Source organism: Bryobacter aggregatus MPL3 (assembly GCF_000702445.1).
GTDB lineage: Bacteria > Acidobacteriota > Terriglobia > Bryobacterales > Bryobacteraceae > Bryobacter > Bryobacter aggregatus.
In genome coordinates this window covers 2,073,263-2,088,714 of sequence record NZ_JNIF01000003.1, presented here as the reverse complement: position 1 = coordinate 2,088,714, position 15,452 = coordinate 2,073,263, and the positions used below count along the sequence as shown (strand labels likewise).

The following is a 15,452-nucleotide window of genomic DNA, read 5'->3' as shown; positions in this document are numbered from 1 at the left end:
CGGAAATAACATCTCTTTCCAATTTCAAGGCCGGTATCCCTGCTTTGCTACGCTGATAGCGATGCATAGGATACCGGCCACTTTCTTTTTGCTGGCCGCGCTTACAACCGCCGCCTACGCGGACACTTGGCTCGTCGTTCCTCTCTCGAATCTGACTGCAAAGCCCAATATGAACTGGATTGGGGAATCCGCAGCCGAATCCATCACGGAAGCACTCACCCGGGAAGGCATTCTGGTTGTCGACCGTGAGGATCGCAAAGAGGGAGAGCGCCGGCTTGCGCTCAAGCCGAATACGCGATGGACCCGTGCGAGCATTCTGAAGCTGGCTGAGTCGCTTGATGCCGATCGAGTGGTATTTGGCTCCTTCGAGATGGCTGCAAGCGAAGGCGCGGGCATGGGGACGCTCAAACTGGCGGCACAGACGATCAACGTGCGCGACCTTCGCAAGGGAGGCACCTTTTCTGAAACCGGACCCCTTGAGGATCTGGCCACCCTGCAATCCCATCTGGCCTGGCAGGTGCTCAAATACTCCGCGCCGCAATCCGCGCCCAGCGAAGAGCAGTTTCGCCTCACCCGCACCAGTATTCGTGTGGACGCGCTCGAGAACTATGTCCGCGGCCTGTTGGCCGAGGACCCCGATGCCCAGGAGCGGTACTTTCAGCAGGCGCTGAAGCTCGATGGACGCTACAGCCAGGCCGCCTATCAGTACGGCCGGCTGCTCTTTCTCCGGAATAATAATCCCAGCGCCGCTCTCCAGCTCGAGAAGGTGAAGAACTGGGACCCGCACTACCGCTCCGCCACCTTCATGCTGGGAATCGCAAAGTTCCGCATGAATGAATTCCGAGCAGCCGAAGCTGCTTTTCTACGGGTAAGCAAAGAAGTTCCGCTCAGCGAGGTGCTGAATAATCTAGGCGTCACGCAGTTCCGGCTGAACCAGCCGGAGGCAGTGGAGAATCTTCGCCGCGCGCTCGAAGGCGACGATAAGGACCCGGTCTATCACTTCAATCTGGGTGTTGCGCTGTTATCGCGCGGGGCCAATGCCGAGGCTGCAGAACAATTCCGCGCCACTCTCGATCGAGATCCCAAGGACCAGGAAGCCACCAAGCTTCTGGGACGAAGTCTGCGCCCTCCTACCACAGGAATCTCCCGCGAGGAACTCGCAGGACTCGAGCGCTTGAAGCTCGACTATGAGGATGCCGCTTACCAGCAATTGAAAGTGCTGATGAGTCCGAAAAAGAAATGAGCCGGTCACGAGGACCGGCTCCAGGGGTTGAATTGATTTAGTAGCGGTAGTGGTCGGCCTTGTAGGGGCCATTCACCGGCACGCCGATGTAGTCGGCCTGCTGCTGGGTGAGAGTGGTGAGCTTGACGCCGATCTTCTCGAGGTGCAGACGGGCCACTTCTTCGTCCAGGTGCTTCGGCAGGGTGTAGACACCGACCGCATACTCGTCCTTCTTCTTCCACAGGTCGAGCTGGGCAAGAGTCTGGTTCGCAAAGCTGTTGGACATCACGAAGCTCGGATGGCCGGTGGCGCAGCCGAGATTCACGAGACGGCCTTCCGCCAGCATGTAGATGCTGTTTCCGGTCGCAAAGGTGTACTTGTCCACCTGGGGCTTGATGTTGAGGCGGGTAACACCCTTCTCGGCATTCAACTTGTCCACCTGGATCTCGTTATCGAAATGGCCGATGTTGCAGACGATGGCCTGATCCTTCATCTGCCGCATGTGGTCGAGAGTGATCACGTCCACGTTGCCGGTGGTGGTGACGTAGATGTCGCCAAGGCCCAGGGTCTCCTCAATCGTGGTGACCTGATAGCCTTCCATCGCAGCCTGCAGCGCGTTAATCGGATCGATCTCGGTGACGATCACACGAGCGCCCATGCCACGCAGAGACTGCGCCGAACCCTTGCCCACGTCGCCGTAACCGCAGATCACGGCGACCTTACCAGCAAGCATCACGTCGGTGGCGCGCTTGATTCCGTCAGCCAGGCTCTCGCGGCAACCGTAAAGGTTATCGAACTTCGACTTGGTCACCGAATCGTTCACATTGATGGCGGGGACCAGCAGCTTGCCGTCCTGCTGCATCTTGTACAGACGATGCACACCGGTGGTGGTCTCTTCGCTGACGCCCTTCCATTCGGCGACGATCGGAGCCCAGAAATTCTTGTTCTCGGCATGAACCTTCTTGAGCAGGTCCTTGATGACCTTCTCTTCGTGTGAGCCGGAAGGCGTGTTCACCCAATCGGAACCGTTCTCGAGCTCATAGCCTTTGTGGATGAGGAGCGTCACATCGCCACCGTCATCGATCACCAACTGCGGCCCCTTGCCCCCCGGATGAGCTACAGCTTTGAGGGTGCAGTCCCAGTATTCTTCGAGAGTTTCGCCCTTCCAGGCGAAGACAGGCACGCCAGCAGCGGCGATGGCGGCCGCAGCGTGGTCCTGCGTGGAGAAAATATTGCAGCTTGCCCAGCGCACGTCAGCGCCGAGATCGACCATCGTTTCGATCAGAACTGCGGTCTGGATCGTCATGTGCAGCGAACCCGTGACGCGGACGCCAGCAAGCGGCTTCTCCTTGGCATACTTGCCACGGATCGACATGAGGCCCGGCATCTCGTGCTCGGCAATGGAAATTTCCTTACGGCCCCAGTCGGCGAGGCCAAGATCGGCGACCTTGTATTCGGACGCAAGTGTGGTTGCGGTAGCTGACATGCCCGAATCATAGCATAGGAAAACACGCTCATCATGATTCATTGATAGACTGAGAGCACGCCATGGCCGATCTGCTCAAATCGCTCAAGCTTCTCGGTGACGAATCGCGTCTCCGCCTGCTGCGGCTGCTGGCCCAGGAAGAACTGAGCGTCGCCGAGCTCCAGGAAGTGCTGGGGATGGGCCAGAGCCGCATCTCCATGTCGCTCTCTCAGCTCAAACAGGCCGAATTGGTGGATTTACGCAAGAGCGGACAGAAGCATCTCTACCGCTTCACCGGCGACCGGACCATTACGAATCTTGTTGAGCAGGCCGGTGCGCAAGTGCCGGAAGCGTCTTCTGACGACATCGGATTGAAGCTGGTGCTGAAGAAACGCAAAGACCGGATGCGCGCCTATTTTGATGGGCTGGCCGGGCGCTTTGGCCGGGACTATGTGCCGGGACGCTCCTGGCAAGCGCTGGCGGAGATGACCTTCAAACTGCTGCCGCCAATGCGGATTGTCGACGTGGGAGCGGGTGAAGGCACCATCTCCTTATTGCTCGCACAACGCGCCGAGCGGGTTGTCGCGATTGACAACTCCGAACAGATGATCGCCTATGGGCAGGAGGCGGCGGCAAAGGCGGGAGTCAAGAATCTGGAGTACCGCCTGGGGGATCTTGAAGAGATTCCACTGGAAGATGGATCGATGGATCTGGCAGTCTTCAGCCAGAGCCTGCACCATGCGATTCACCCGCATGCCGCGCTGAAAGAAGCATATCGGGTACTGCGGCCGGGCGGCAAACTCATGATCCTCGACCTCAACCGTCACGGCTATGAAGAAGCCCGCGAGCTCTATGCCGATGTCTGGCTCGGCTTCTCGCAAGTGGAACTGGCGGAGATGCTGAAGAAGGCTCGTTTCAAGAACCTCGATCTGGCTGTTGTCCATCGCGAAGCCGAAGCCCCGTTCTTTGAAACCATTCTTGTCACTGCGGACAAGCCGAACTAGTAGTCGATCTTTTCCTTCTGTTTTTCGAGCGCGGCAGCATTGATGCCGGGCACTTTCAGGACATCCTCAAGGCTGTTGAACTTGCCGTTGGCCACGCGATACTTCACGATCGCAGTGGCATCCGCTTCCGGAATGCCCAGAGCGCTCACCATCGCTTTTGCGCTGCCCTGGTTGACGTTCACCTTGCCGCCGGGAGTGGACTTCGAGAGAAACTGCGTGAGGTAATCGGACACCTCGCCAAACTCTTCATCCTCGCCCTTCATCCCGCGATGAATCATGTCCTCAATGATGCCGTTCCAGCCTTCGCGGCTCTCCCGGCGATTGACGAAAATTCCAACGCCATGACAAGAGCCACACACTTTCTCCGTTGTCGCCTTTCCCGGGCCCTCGGGGAGCTTCGGCTTATCGTCAGCGAGAACGGGAACCAGCGAAAGGGCGGCAGCGAAAATAGGGCGGAAAAACTTCATCTCTCTCTTCATTCTCTATCAAGTCTCCCGCTCACTGGAGACGCAAGGCGGGTAGATAATGTTTACAGGATTCCAGCCTATGAAAAGCCTCTCTTTGTTGGTGCTAGCCATGTCGTTGCTCCATGCCCAGGAAGGCCCTCCTCCGGGCAGGCCCCCGCTGCGGGAGCGTGCGGCCAAAGGCGACGCCGACGCGCAGTTTACGCTGGGGAAAAACTACGAGGCAGGCCGTAGCGGACTGAAGAAGGACTTTACCGAAGCCAGTCACTGGTATCGTCTCTCGGCTGAACAAGGCGATCCCTTTGCCCAGGCCAGCCTGGGGCTGCTCTACCGCTTTGGGAAGGGGGTGCCACAGGATCTAGTACAGGCTTATTTCTGGCTTTCGCTGGCCACCAACAGAGCCACTGGCGCCGATTCCGAATCGATTGCGGAATACCGGGACGCCGCTGCTACCCACATGACCCCCGCGCAGCTCAAGGAAGCGAAACAGTTGGCACAAACCTGGAAACCGAAGCCCGCATCCCAACAATAGGATGACGAGATTCACGTTACTGGCTACCAGTCTCTTACTGCTATCGTGCGGTGAAAGAAGTGCCCAGGTGCCCGGCCCGCTTGGCCTCCCGCCCGTTGAGGCGCCGGCCAACCCGGCCCTGGTAGAACTGGGGAAGAAAATCTTTTTTGACACGCGTCTGTCGGCAGACAATACGCTCTCCTGTGCGTCCTGCCACAATCCGTCACTTGGCTTTGCCGATGGGCGGCGTTTGTCGCTGGGCGTCAATCAAAAGACCGGCACCCGCAATGCACCCTCCCTTCTCAACTCTGCTTATGGGCGGCTGCATTTTTGGGATGGACGCGCCAACAGCCTGGAAGAACAAGCCGGGGGACCAATGTCCAACACGGTAGAGATGAATCAGAGCCACGATGTGAGTGTCCGGAAGCTCAGCGCCGATCCCGCGCTGGCCAGCGCCTTCGAGCAAGCTTTCGGCAGCAAAGCCATCGATATCGACCGGATACGCCGCGCGCTTGCCGCCTATGAGCGGACCCTCCTGAGCGGCGCTTCGCCCTTCGATCGCTATCGCTATGGGGGTGACAAGTCCGCAATGAGTGCAGCCGCCATCCGGGGGCTCGCGTTGTTTGAAAACCCCAACAAGGGCAATTGCGCAGCCTGCCATTTGATCGGCCCCAAAGATGCGCTGTTTACCGATCATCTCTTCCACAATCTTGGCGTTGGTCTCGATGAGGACGGAGAACCGAAAGATCTGGGCCGCTATGAAGTGACCAAACGCGATGCCGATCGCGGAGCCTTTAAGACACCCTCCCTACGCAACGTCGCGCTCACCGCGCCTTATATGCATGATGGAAGCATCAAGAGCTTGCGTGCCGTAGTCGATTTCTATAACGGCGGCGGCAGTTCCAGTCCGCATCTCGATCCACGAATCAAGCCGCTGGGACTGAGCAGCGCCGAAGTCGATGACCTCGTCCAGTTCCTCGAAGCCCTCAATGGAGACCTACCGAGCAAATGAAGATTCTCGCCACTGCAGCCACGGCTGGTCTGTTGCTATCCTGCAGCCCCGCCCCAACTCCCAAGACCGCAGCGCCATCGAGGCCCAATTACTTCGCCGTGGACAAAGCAACAGCGGCAACCTTGACAGGCAGGATAGAGTTCAGCGGCAAGCGCCCTGCCGCCACTCCCATCCAGATGGATCAGGATCAGGATTGCGCCCGCATGAATGCCGCACATCCCAAGACCAACGAGGTGATCGCCGTCGATAAAAAAGGGGGGCTCTCGAACACCTTCGTCTATCTGAAAACCGGCCTGGAAGGCAAGATCTTTGCACCGCCAGCAACACCGGCAGTGATGGACCAGAAGGGTTGCTGGTTTGGCCCCAGGGTCCTTGGCATCCAGGCCAAACAACCTCTCCGCATCACGAACTCAGACCCCGTCACACACAACATCCATCCAATGGCGCAAGTGAACCGGGAATGGAACCAGAGCCAGGGGCCAGGCGACGAACCCATCGTGCGGCGCTTTGCCAGACAAGAGGTGGTGATCCCGGTGAAGTGCAATATTCATAAGTGGATGCATGCCTCGATCGCGGTGGTGGATCATCCTTACTTTGCCATCAGCAGCAGCGACGGAAACTTCGAGATTCTGAATGTGCCACCGGGAGAATATACAGTGGCGGCCTGGCATGAAAAACTAGGGTGGCAAGAACAGAAGGTAACAGTCGCGCCATCCGTTAAGATGAGCGTGAACTTTAAGTTCAAGGGAGAGTGAAATGAATCGTCGATCCACCATTGCGATGGGATTCGGGTTCCTGCTGGCGAGTTGTAGCAAGGAAGTGAAGGGGCCTGCGGCCTATCGCATCTATGTCACCAATGAAGTCTCGGGCGACTTGAGTGTGATTGACTCCGCGACGATGGCAGTGATCGCGACCGTGCCATTAGGCAAGCGGCCACGCGGCATCCACGCAAGCCCGGACGGCAAGTTCATCTATGTCGCGCTGAGCGGGTCGCCCATCGCAGGACCGGGCGTCGACGAGAGTACGCTGCCCCCTCCTGATAAGAGTGCCGATGGCATTGGCGTCTTCGATGTCGCACAGAACAAGTTGCTGCGGGTGATCCATAGCGGATCAGACCCGGAGAACTTTGACATCAGCCATGACGGCAAGTACCTCTATGTCTCAAATGAGGATGTGGGCGGCGCCTCGATGCTCGACCTGAGCACGGAGAAGGTGCTTGCTACCTTCAAGACCGGAGACGAGCCGGAGGGTGTGCAGATGACGCCTGACGGCAAGTTCGTCTGGGTGACCTCAGAGGATGCCGGCACGGTGGCCGTCATCGACACAGCGGCACGCACCGTCGTGAAGACGATTCCAGTGGGCCGCCGTCCGCGTTCCATTGCGTTTACGCCCGACAGTACACAGGCCTGGGTCAATGCCGAGAACGACGGGACGGTCACGCTTGTCGATGCGGCGAAGGGAGCTATTGTCGAGACGATTGAACTCGGCAAGCCTGGAGTGATCAAGCCGATGGCCGTGCTGCTCTCGCGAGACGCGCAGAAGCTCTATGTCAGCACGGGACGCGGCGGGCAGGTCATCATCCTCGATACGGCGACACGGAAAGTGGACGCAACGATTGAAGTGGGCAAGCGGCCCTGGGGTATCGCGCTTTCGCCGGACGGCAAAACCCTGTTCTCCGCCAACGGTCCGTCGAATGACCTCTCTGTGGTGGATCTTGCCACGAAAACCGTCACCAACAAAATCAAGCTCGCGGGTTCCCCGTGGGGTGTGATTACACTGCAACCCTAAAAACAAAAAGGGGGCTGCAGCGATTGCCGCAGCCCCCTTTTAAGACCGGCGCTTAGATCTCCAGGAAGATTCCGAAGCCGTAGAGAGTATTGTCGGTAGTCGTAAAGAAGACGCGCCCATTGGCGAGAGTCAGTCCCGTCAAACTCCCGGGCGCAGTCACCTGTGCCCCACTCGAGTACAGCTCTTTGCCGGTCGCCCAATCAAAGCCATACAGCACGGCGCGCCCTGCCGTCGACAAAGCAAAGAGGTTGCCGCTGGTGACCACCGGGGCCACAGGCGCCTTGAGATCGCGAGAAACCCAGGCAGGCACGAGTTCCGGCTTGCCACCTTTGTCTTCGATCCGAAAAGCCACGATGGAACCATTGGGAGCGGCGCCATTGCTGGCCGCAGCCTTCAGTTCCGTACTGACCGCCCCATGCACAGGAGCGGCAATCCAACGAACTCCGTCTCCATCCTCCCAAGTGCTCAGCCCGGCACCAATGTTGCCCACCTGCGCTGAAGTTGCAATGGGAGCATCTGGCGCTTCGGAATCGATCAGGTAGATTTTGCCATCCCGCGCGGCAGCGACCAGATCTTTGCCCTTGTATTCGAACACTGTAGGCGCCGTCACCGTGGCAGTGGCTTTTGCGCTGCCGAGCGTCAGGGCGGCCTTCCGCTGCAGATCCTTGCCGCTCAGCGCATAGAGCTGTGTGCTGGTCTGGACAAACACCATACCGTTGTTCCCGACCGCGAACTCAGAAATTGCATCGCCCGCGGGCAGCGGGAAGCTGACAGGCTTTGTTTCCTCCTGGGCCAGATCAATCGCGTAGAGCGCGTTCGGCGTACCACCGCAATTGCCGCTCGATGCAGCAAACACGGTGTTGTCCGTCATCACCAGATTGCTGACCTTGGAGCCTGCGGGCATGAAATCGAGAGAAGGAAAACGGTCGCTGCCATCCGAGGTATTCACCTGCCGCAGCTTGCCGTCCCCGGCAACAAAGTAGATCGGCCGTGGACCACCAAAGCCGCCACCGCCCAGACGAGCCGGCAACTGGGCCGGGCGCACCGCCCCCGCTGCAGGACGGCGTCCACCGAATACGGCAGGAGGCACAAGAGACGGCGCCGAGGCCAAGCCGGCGCAAAGCGCCGAACCGCCCTTGGCCACCGGATAACGCTGGTGCCAGAACTCCTTGTTTGTGTCGACGTCGATCGACCAGAGGTCGCCGGAATTTCCAGCAACGAAGCCAAGCTCCTTGAAGCCTTTATAAGAGATGAGCAAGCCGATGACGACCGGTGGCGTGAGGGCGCGAGCCCCAGCCGTGGGGCCCTCCAGCTTGCGCTTCAGCACCAGTTTGAAGTCTTTTGCATTGTCCTTGGTGATGCGGATGTCGCTCTTCTCCCAACCGCTGCGGCGCGCATCGCCGCCAATCGAGGGCCAGTCTACAGGACGGCCTTGCGGGGTAGCCACGGCGGCACAAGCGAGGGTAATCGAGAGCAGTGAGGCAGTATGTTTCATGTTCGGTCTCCAGGATTATCGAAGCGTCTATTTGCCGGGCAGGCCGAAGCAATAGAGGGTACTGCCAAAGTCGCCAATGTACACACGGCCATTGGCAACAGAAAGGGCGCCGAAGTGGACGAAGTTATCGATTTCCTTCCCACTGTTATAAAGTTCTTTGCCGGTCTCGGCGTCGAGCGCATAGAGCGTGGCGTGCTTGGATGCGGCAATGCGCAGCGGGCTGAAGTCAGCGAGACCTTTGTCCGGATAGGCCTGCCGCGTGTTCTCCCCGCTTGCGTAAGCGTAGACCACACCATTGGCAATCACCGGCGGCTCTGCCTGATCCATGTCGCGCGAGATCCAGGCGGGGTTCAGTTCGTACTTGCCACCCTTTTCGTTCACCTTGAAGGCGACAACGGCGCCGTGTTGCACCGGGCCATGATTGATCGGAGGCTTAAAATCAGGATGCACCGGCCCCCAGAAAGGCGTCAGCGCCCAGCGCGTGCCCTTGCTGTCCTGCCAGCTCGCCATGCTGCCCCAGATCCCCGCCGATTGGAAGTCGACCTCTTCATTGCACATCAGTGGAGTGCGTACGAGCGGGGTGAGATGATCCTTGCCCCCGGCAGATTTCGTATCGAGCAAATAGACCCGGCATTCCTTGCTCCCGGTCACCATTAGTTCTTTGTCTTTAAAGGGGAAGATGGCAGGCGTCACCTGAAAATCCAGGTCGCGCTTTTGCAGCCAGATCCAGTTGGAGGGCTCAAACCAGTCACGCAGCTTCAGTTCGTTGCCTTCGACGCCCGCGCCGATCAGGCCATTGCCGTACACCTTGTTGTCGGGGTCATAGCGGCCATCGCCGGTGGGCGCCCAGGCAGTGCCACTCGAATCGATCGCCGCGCCGCTGCGGCCCCACAGACCACCGCTCTTCGGATTGAAGGTCATGATCTTCTTTGCCGGATCTTTGAGGTTTACGGCCCAGATCTGGTTCGGGTTGCCGGCGCAGCCCTGCGCAGTAGTGGTGAACAGCGTATCCTTCCAGAGATTCAGCGAATAATGCTTGCCGTTCGGGTAGCCAAACGGGAAGGGCGGCGCCACCACTTCTCCATCAGCAACGTTCAGGGAGTGCAGCTTGCCATCGCCCGCGAGCATGTAGACGATGCGATCGCCACTGGTGGTGGGCTCGTTGATCACAGGAGCGGCGGTTGCTCCCGGCGGGCAGAGCGGGTCGCCTTCGCGCCCACGCCGCGCGGGCGTCGGATACTCGAAATGCTTCTTCCAAATCAGCTTGCCGGTCTCGACATCGATCGCATAGAGGTTGTCGGAAATTCCCGACACTACGGCGATCTGTTTCTTGCCAGCCTTGGTGGGCACGTTCTCGACAATCAGCGGCGCAAATAACGAATGCATCTCTTGCGGCACGTTGTCGAGCTTGATCTTCCAAAGAAGCTTCATGCCCTTTACGTTGTCTTTGTTGAGAATTTTCTCGTTCTGTTGCCAGGCGGTGCGTTGCGGATTGCCGCCATCGGTGCGCCATTCCGCGCCCCACATGAGCGTGCAGCCGAGAAGGCCGAAGGTAAGAACATTTCGTATTTGCATAGTGATCGAATCCAACGTCGTCGTTCATGAATTTTATATCAAGCCCCTAGCCGCTACAGTAGGGAAATGCGTCGCGTGGTGGTAACGGGGCTCGGTGCGGTTTCTGCGTTTGGGATCGGCGTCGACCTTCTGTGGAGTAACTTCACTCGAAATGCCTGCGGCATTCTTCCGCTGCAAAGTCTCGATACCAGTCAGTTGAAGATCACCACAGGCGCAGAATTCAGCAGTTTTCAGCCCGAAGCCCACATGAAAAAGGAGCATCTGCTCCTGGCGGACCGCAACGCGCAGTTCGCGCTGCTGGCCGCACAGGAGGCAATCGACCAGGCGCAATTGCCCTTGCCACCGGATGCGGCGATCGTCACCGGTTGCTGTGTGGGCGGCAAGCACATGGAAGATGCCGGCTACTGGGACGTTTATCGCGAAAGCAAATCGCGCGTTCACCCGATGACCATCCCGAAAGTGATGGCGAATGCGGCAGCCAGCCTGATCGCCATGGAGCACGGTGTTCTAGGGCCCGTGTTCACCCTTTCCACCGCCTGCTCGTCCGCAAACCACGCCATCGGACAGGCCATGTGGCTGGTGCGCAATGGAGTGGTGGAGGTTGCACTCACCGGAGGAAGCGAGTCGCCCTTTGTGTTTGGGCTGCTGAAGGCCTGGGAAGCCATGCGGGTGGTGTCGCCTGATGTCTGCCGCCCCTTCTCCAAAGACCGTAGGGGCATGAGTCTTGGCGAGGGCGCAGGCATGCTGCTGCTCGAGAGCGAAGAGCACGCGCGCGCACGAGGAGCTAAAATCCTCGGTGAGGTGGCAGGCTTCGGCATGTCGGCCGACGCACACCACATCACGCAGCCCAAGCCGGAAGGCGCAGCGGCAGCCATGCGCATGGCGCTTCGCGATGCGCAGATGGATGCTGAAACCATTGGCTATGTCAATGCCCACGGCACCGGAACCCAGGCAAACGATCCTGCAGAATGCGCCGCCTTAGGGATGGTTTTTGCCACGCACCTGCATAAACTCCCGGTCTCTTCCACCAAATCGATGCACGGCCATGCGCTCGGCGCGGCAGGCGCACTGGAGGCCGTCGCAACCATTGAGGCCCTGCGGCGCGGCATGCTGCCTCCAACGCTTGGCTTTGAAAGCAAAGATGCGGAGTGTGACATCGACATGATTCCCAACCTGGCCCGGCCTTGTTCCGCCGAGGCCGCACTTTCCAACTCTTTCGCCTTCGGAGGACTCAACGCCGTGCTTGCCTTTCGAGCTCGCGCCTGACCACCATGGACCCGCTCGCACGATACGAGGCATTGACGGAGCTCAGCAGGGCGGTTGCTGAGCGCAGTGAGCTCATTCGCCTGTTCCAAGATCTCCGTCTCATCCTGCGCCGCATGGTCTGGACCGAGTACGTCATGCTGACGATCTATGACGAGGCAAACGACACCGTGCATCTTCGTTTGATCGATACCGAGGAGGCGCATCATGTGCCGATCGGTGAGACCTTTCCCCTTTCGCTCAGCCCGGGCCGGGCGGTGATCGAAACACGCCGGGCCGTCTATTGGCCTTGCCGTTCCGATGTGCCTCCCTCACGCATGCGCGATGTGCTGGAGGCAGACCGGATTGAGTCTACCCTGCTGCTGCCCCTGATTACCGAGCGCGGAGTCATCGGCGCTCTGGGCCTGGGCCAGCGCATCCCCAATGCCTTCAGTGAAGAGGACCGGGAGTTTCTGGAACTCGCCGCTCGTCCCATTGCCGTAGCCGTCGAGAACGCGCTGGCCCATGAGAAGTTGCAGATGGAGCGCAATCGATTGCGGATGGTGCTCGACCTCAATAACGCAATCGCCAGCCAGCTCGAATTGGCCCCGCTCCTCAATGCGATTGCAACGATCATGCGGCCTCATCTCGAGCAAAGCTACTTCTGCCTCACCCTCTGGAACCAAGAGCAACAGGCACTCATTCCAACCGTCATTGATTATCCGGAATCCGCCGGAGAACTGGCACAGGCAACAGGTAGCAGGATTCCGCTGATTGGTTCCGCCGCGGGCGAGGCCTTTACCAGTGGTGAAATGAAGCTCTATACCGGAGAGCAGATCCGCACGCTGACAAGCCCCAGCACCCAAGTGCTCACCCGTGAGGGCTTTGAAACCGTATGCGTGATTCCGCTCACTACCGGTCACGGCAAGATTGGCACGATTAATCTGGGCAGCCGGAAACCCAAAGCATTCCAGGCGGAAGCCTTAGATTTACTCGTGGCGGCCGCCGGGCAAATCGCGATTGCGGTTGAGAACGCGCTCGCCTATGCGCGCATCGCCGAATGGAATGCAAAACTCGAACGGGAGAAGCTTTATCTCGCCGAGGAGATCAAAACAGCGCATCCTTTTGACGAGATTATCGGCCAAAGTCCAGCAATTCGCCATGTTCTGCAGAAAGTGGAGATCGTGGCCCCTACCGATTCCACGGTCCTGATTCTTGGTGAGTCCGGAACCGGGAAGGAACTCATTGCTCGCGCCATCCATGATCGCAGCCAGCGGGCGTCCCGCACCTTCGTCAAGCTCAACTGCGCCGCGATGCCGGCAGGACTCATTGAAAGCGAACTGTTTGGACATGAGCGAGGATCCTTCACCGGCGCGATCCAGACCAAGGTGGGCCGCTTTGAGTTGGCCGATGGTGGCACCATATTCCTCGACGAGATCGGAGAAGTGAGCCTCGAAGTACAACCGAAACTCCTGCGCGTCCTCCAGGAGAAGGAGTACGAACGGCTGGGTTCAGCCAGGACCCTGCGCAGCGATGTCCGTCTGGTGGCGGCAACGAATCGCGATCTCAAAGCCATGGTCGATGCGAAACAATTCCGGCTCGATCTGTTTTACCGCCTGAACATCTTCCCCATTGAGGTTCCGCCCTTACGAGAGCGCGCCGCGGACATTCCGCTGCTGGTTCGTCACTTCGTTCGTGAATATAGCCGCAGACTGTCCAAAGCGATTACGACCATCCCCTCGCACACGATGGAAGCCTTAGAGCGCTACACCTGGCCTGGCAATATCCGGGAACTGCAGAACCTCATCGAGCGCAGTGTACTGCTGAGCCGTGCCGACACACTCCGCGTCAATCTAGACGATCTGCGGGAAGTTACGCTGCTGAATGGCCTGGCAAAGACCTTGGACGATCTGGAGCGGGAAGCAATTCTGGCAGCCCTCGAACGCTGTGGCGGACGGGTGGGCGGCAAGGCCGGGGCGGCCGAAATCCTCGGACTGAAACGCACCACCCTGATCTCGCGGATGGACAAGCTCGGCATCCATCGCACCCGGCAATAGTCGATATTTCGACTTTCGTCGATATTTCGACACTTCATTCTCGACACATTCTCGCTATCGTGCTGATTGCAAACGTTTTTGGGATCGGTGTTTGGATTGCCCATTGTCCTAGTGATGATGAAGATCGAGATCGAACACGGTCCTGACGGGACAAAGTTGGAGTTGATCGGAAAACTCAGCGGACCCTGGGTGGAAGAACTGGAATCCGTCGCCAGCCGGGAATCGCCACCGCTCGAGATTCGCACCGGACAGTTGCAGTACATCGATCTGGCCGGGCGATACCTCTTGGAGCTATTGAAGTCGAGAGGCGCTCGGGTGCTGCTGGCGTTGCTCGCGATCCGAATGACGCTTCCGGCCGAGCCGCTCAAACTCACGCTTGAGGAAGCCGTCCGCATCGCTCTGAAGCAGAACCCAGGCGTACAGGTGGCGAACTTGAATCGCGCTGTTGCCGAACAGGATGCGCGGATTGGCAAGAGCGCGCTACTGCCGCAAGTGAGCATGGATCTCAGCCATCTGGTGCAGCGGGGTAGTGTTGAGGCGAGCATCGGCTTCTCGCTCCCCGGTTTGCCAGGCCACATCGGCCCCTTCCAAGTGATCAATGTCGGACCGCGCTTCGGGATGCCGATTTTCGATCTCACCCTGTTGAATCGCTGGAAAGCGGCAAAGCAGGGTCGCGAAACTTCGGCAATGAATGAGTTGGGAGTCCGTGAGCAAACCACCGCGCTGGTGGTGGGACAGTATCTGTCCGCACTGCGCCAAGCGGCTGCGGTCGATGCCGCTGTCTCGCGCAGAGACCTTGCCGACGCACTGTACAAGCAGGCCCAGAACCTGCAGCAGGCAGGCGTCGGCACCGGACTCGACACCTTGCGCGCCAACCAGAAGCTGCAAGTGGAAAAGCAAAACCTGATCGTGCAACAAACGCAGTTGCGAGTCACCCTCTTTGGCCTGGCAAAGCTGCTAAGCATTGAGGAAGGCAACTCCGTGGAGCTGGCCGACGCGCAGAGCTTCTTCAACTCGCGCCAGGACAAGACGGAAGAAGCCGAGGTGAGCCTCGCCTGGTCGCAACGGCCAGAGTTGAAATCCCTGGCCAGCCGCATCAAGGCCCAACAGTTGGAAGAGACGGCGGCGAAGCGCGAACGGCTGCCGACAGTGCGTTTCGACGGCACCTATGGCCAGCAGGGCACCGCCTACAACCGCATGATTCCGGCATACCAGATTGGCGGCACCGTGAGCGTGCCGATCTACACCGGCGGCAGGATCGGGGCGGAGATTGCGAAAGCCAAAATCGAAACCGAAAAGCTGGAGCGGAACGTGGTGGAGATGAAGAACCAGGTGGCATATGAAGTGAAGACGGCGCGGGAGCAATATCGCGCCGCACAAGACGAGGTGGATGTCGCCAATCTTGGACTCACGCTCGCCCGGCAAGAAGTGGAGCAATCGCGAGACCGGTTTCAGGCTGGGGTCACTAACAACATTGAAGTGGTCACAGCGCAGGATTCGCTCGCCCGTGCGACCGAAAGCCAGATTGAAGCGCTCTACCGCGTAGGCGTCGCGCGCGCTGATATTGCACGAGCGATGGGCCGCATGGAAGCGGCGTTTACCAAATAGGAGCGAATT

General features: G+C 59.0%; 13 protein-coding genes. 9 read left to right on the top strand and 4 right to left on the bottom strand.

Annotated features, from left to right (window positions below; translation table 11 throughout):
- The first annotated feature begins 61 nt into the window (after positions 1 to 61).
- On the top strand, positions 62 to 1,243 hold the full coding sequence (locus M017_RS0109860) for a tetratricopeptide repeat protein (RefSeq protein WP_080507615.1): 1,182 nt from the start codon (positions 62 to 64) through the stop codon (positions 1,241 to 1,243).
- Between the two features lie 37 nt (positions 1,244 to 1,280).
- Here the strand turns inward: M017_RS0109860 and ahcY are convergent, their stop codons facing one another.
- Positions 1,281 to 2,708: an adenosylhomocysteinase gene (gene ahcY, locus M017_RS0109855; RefSeq protein WP_031497693.1), complete on the bottom strand. Its 1,428-nt coding sequence runs from the start codon at positions 2,706 to 2,708 to the stop codon at positions 1,281 to 1,283.
- A 62-nt stretch (positions 2,709 to 2,770) separates the two neighbouring features.
- Between ahcY and M017_RS0109850 the strand changes: the two genes are divergently transcribed.
- A complete protein-coding gene (locus M017_RS0109850; RefSeq protein WP_031497692.1) occupies positions 2,771 to 3,691 on the top strand; it encodes a metalloregulator ArsR/SmtB family transcription factor in 921 nt (306 codons plus the stop codon).
- Here the strand turns inward: M017_RS0109850 and M017_RS27570 are convergent.
- Positions 3,688 to 4,158, bottom strand: coding sequence for a ComEA family DNA-binding protein (locus M017_RS27570; protein ID WP_162179876.1), 471 nt, complete (start codon positions 4,156 to 4,158; stop codon positions 3,688 to 3,690). The genes M017_RS0109850 and M017_RS27570 overlap by 4 nt on opposite strands.
- A gap of 79 nt (positions 4,159 to 4,237) precedes the next feature.
- Here M017_RS27570 and M017_RS0109840 point away from each other — a divergent pair, with 79 nt between their 5' ends.
- The 4 genes from M017_RS0109840 (at position 4,238) to M017_RS0109825 (ending at position 7,466) form a co-directional block, all read left to right on the top strand.
- Complete coding sequence (locus tag M017_RS0109840; RefSeq protein ID WP_162179875.1) at positions 4,238 to 4,687, top strand: tetratricopeptide repeat protein; 450 nt, start codon at positions 4,238 to 4,240, stop codon at positions 4,685 to 4,687.
- 67 nt (positions 4,688 to 4,754) lie between these two features.
- The gene (locus M017_RS0109835; protein WP_202901635.1) at positions 4,755 to 5,678 is read left to right on the top strand and encodes a cytochrome-c peroxidase; all 924 of its coding nucleotides are present in this window, start codon (positions 4,755 to 4,757) and stop codon (positions 5,676 to 5,678) included.
- A complete protein-coding gene (locus M017_RS0109830) occupies positions 5,675 to 6,433 on the top strand; it encodes a carboxypeptidase regulatory-like domain-containing protein (protein ID WP_051669784.1) in 759 nt (252 codons plus the stop codon). The genes M017_RS0109835 and M017_RS0109830 overlap by 4 nt, the downstream gene beginning before the upstream one ends.
- 1 nt (position 6,434) lies before the next feature.
- Positions 6,435 to 7,466 (top strand): YVTN family beta-propeller repeat protein, encoded by a 1,032-nt coding sequence (locus M017_RS0109825; protein WP_051669781.1) that lies wholly within the window; start codon positions 6,435 to 6,437, stop codon positions 7,464 to 7,466.
- Between the two features lie 52 nt (positions 7,467 to 7,518).
- On the opposite strand, the gene M017_RS0109820 is transcribed toward M017_RS0109825, so the two are convergent.
- Positions 7,519 to 8,961, bottom strand: coding sequence for a PQQ-binding-like beta-propeller repeat protein (locus M017_RS0109820; protein ID WP_031497686.1), 1,443 nt, complete (start codon positions 8,959 to 8,961; stop codon positions 7,519 to 7,521).
- A 27-nt stretch (positions 8,962 to 8,988) separates the two neighbouring features.
- Positions 8,989 to 10,536, bottom strand: coding sequence for an outer membrane protein assembly factor BamB family protein (locus M017_RS0109815; protein ID WP_031497685.1), 1,548 nt, complete (start codon positions 10,534 to 10,536; stop codon positions 8,989 to 8,991).
- 66 nt (positions 10,537 to 10,602) lie between these two features.
- Between M017_RS0109815 and M017_RS0109810 the strand changes: the two genes are divergently transcribed.
- The 3 genes from M017_RS0109810 (at position 10,603) to M017_RS0109800 (ending at position 15,443) form a co-directional block, all read left to right on the top strand.
- Positions 10,603 to 11,802, top strand: coding sequence for a beta-ketoacyl-[acyl-carrier-protein] synthase family protein (locus tag M017_RS0109810; protein ID WP_031497684.1), 1,200 nt, complete (start codon positions 10,603 to 10,605; stop codon positions 11,800 to 11,802).
- 5 nt (positions 11,803 to 11,807) lie between these two features.
- Entirely contained in the window at positions 11,808 to 13,835 is a 2,028-nt protein-coding gene (locus tag M017_RS0109805; RefSeq protein ID WP_031497683.1) for a sigma 54-interacting transcriptional regulator, read from the top strand.
- A 96-nt stretch (positions 13,836 to 13,931) separates the two neighbouring features.
- Complete coding sequence (locus tag M017_RS0109800; RefSeq protein WP_155121336.1) at positions 13,932 to 15,443, top strand: TolC family protein; 1,512 nt, start codon at positions 13,932 to 13,934, stop codon at positions 15,441 to 15,443.
- Positions 15,444 to 15,452: the final 9 nt, after the last annotated feature.